The sequence below is a fragment of the Methylosinus sp. R-45379 genome, from assembly GCF_001644125.1.
Classification (GTDB): Bacteria; Pseudomonadota; Alphaproteobacteria; order Rhizobiales; family Beijerinckiaceae; genus Methylosinus.
The window spans coordinates 1-2,014 of record NZ_LUUM01000044.1; the positions used below are offsets into that span (position 1 = coordinate 1).

The window sequence follows — 2,014 nt, forward strand, 5'->3', positions numbered from 1 at the left end:
CCTCGATCTCGGTCGGGAGAAGGATTTCACCGCAGCGTATGCGCCATTCGACTGGATAAACGAGCGCGCCGACATCGTGCTCGTCGGAGTGACGCCGGGAATGCGCCAAGCGACCGACGCGCTGGTCTCGCTGCGCGACAACTTGCGCGGTGGCGGCGCCATCGAGCAAGCCGCCGAGGCGGCCAAGGCGCGTGCGTCATTCGCCGGCATGAGGAAACTCGCCGCTCGGCTCATGGACAGCCTCGGATTGGCGGAGGCGTTCGGCCTCTCCTCCTGCGAGGCGTTGTTCGCCGATGCGGCGGAGCGCGTCCACTCGACCTCGGTCCTTCGTTACCCCGTAATGAGAAGGGACGAGAACTTCTCGGGTGACAAGCGGATCATGGATCGACCGATGCTTCGCGCCATGGTCGAGGAACATCTCGTCCCCGAGCTCGCCGCGCTTCCGAAGGCGTGGATCGTGCCTTTCGGCATCAATGCGCTTCAGGTACTCGAACGCCTCGTCGCCGCAGGCAAGCTCGACGGCGACCGCCTGCTCGGCGGCGTTCTGCATCCGAGCGGCCACCAGTGGAACCGCTACAAGGTGCAGCTCGGCATGACCACCGGCTCCGAGGCATTGGATGTGCCCGGCGGGCCCGAGGTGCTCGAGCGTAGCGCCGCTCTCCGGGCGAGGGCGGCAATGATCGCGGCGTGCCGGCTGGGCGCTTGAGGCGCCTTGGCTGGGGGCAGCGGTGACGGCGGGAAAGACCGCTCTCTTGTGTGTGAAGACTTGGCTCGGCGGTCCTCCGTCGGGCCCTTTTTTATGACCGCGTCTCGCCGATGGAAAAGCTCCCGGCGCGGCGGAGCAAAGCAGCGACGGGCTGCCGCGGACTCGGTCATCGCGCGGCAATCCGCTGAGTTCTTGGTCATCAGTCGCTCACGATCGAAATCTCGTCGAACTGCAAATTATTCGCTCTGGTCCACCCGACGGCGATTTTCACCAGACGGTCTTCCTTCGATTGATCAAATCCGAAATCCTCTGGGCCGAGCGGAATGTTCGCTCCGTGGATGGTCAGGACATTTTTCGGGTCACCACCAAGGGGCTTAACACGCCAGATGCCAATGGTTGCGGAGAAAGGATCGCTTATGTGCGTATAGATCTGTGAGCCGGCGCGCATTCGTGGGAAACCTTCTATCTAGCAAGCAAAGCTGGCTTCTCTTCGGGAGATATGGTGACCGTCCAGACCCGTGCAAGGATCGCTGCCTTATCTATTCCGCCAGCAGAAGAGTCTTTCGACTTGGCGATGGCCGTTGATAATGTCGCGACGACGTGCGACGCAATGCTTCCTCTAGTCGTTACCGTGTTCGTTGAAGGGGGTCCATGAGAAGCGACCAATAATATTCGGAGCCGCCATCGCATGTGAGATGTCGGTCGCGATTGCGTCCCATGGAAGCCATGCCCAAGCTCTTGAGATAGAGTCCTTGCTCGTCGGCATCGACACTCAAGTGCTCGTTCGACGAACTATCGGAAGCTTGGTCATTGTAGGAGAAGGATATGCCTTTTCCGAACATGCCGCCGAGAACGATTTTGCAGCGCGCCATGGCTTTGCCGTCACGATAGACGACTGCTGTGAATCGGTTGGCGTCGATGGATTTGAACGCCGTTTTGATAGCGGCGTTCCTCGCTTCGAGTTCGTGCAATGAGTTCGCAAAGAAGCGGGACATGTGGCTGAAGGCGTCTTCGAGAAAGCGATCCTTATCGACCTCCGTGAAGGACTGGCTGATCCGCAGATTGCTGGATCGTGGTTCTCGCCCAATGACGGGAAGCGAGCTAGGTGTCGACGCGAGGGAGAGCGGCATCTGGGGTGGGCGCGATGCTGGAAGGGCCGAGCGGATCATCGTGACCACATTGAGAAACGCCTCGTCCAGATTCGGCCAGGACTGTATCGGTCTTCCGTCCGTCGGCGCGGCGAGAAGGCTCCCGAAAATGGCGTATTTCCAATCGCAGTGGCGGAGGATGATGGGAATGACGCGCGCC

At 60.6% G+C, this 2,014-nt stretch carries 3 protein-coding genes; 1 reads left to right on the forward strand and 2 read right to left on the reverse strand.

The annotated features are described in order from the left end of the window. Positions 1-706 (forward strand): hypothetical protein (locus tag A1351_RS02525; protein ID WP_064032061.1); only part of this gene is annotated, 706 nt, incomplete at its 5' end. 199 nt (positions 707-905) lie between these two features. Here the strand turns inward: A1351_RS02525 and A1351_RS02530 are convergent. After that, positions 906-1,154: a hypothetical protein gene (locus A1351_RS02530; RefSeq protein WP_064032062.1), complete on the reverse strand. Its 249-nt coding sequence runs from the start codon at positions 1,152-1,154 to the stop codon at positions 906-908. Between the two features lie 178 nt (positions 1,155-1,332). Beyond that, the coding region (locus A1351_RS25085) for a hypothetical protein (RefSeq protein ID WP_064032063.1) at positions 1,333-2,014 on the reverse strand (682 nt) is incomplete at its 5' end.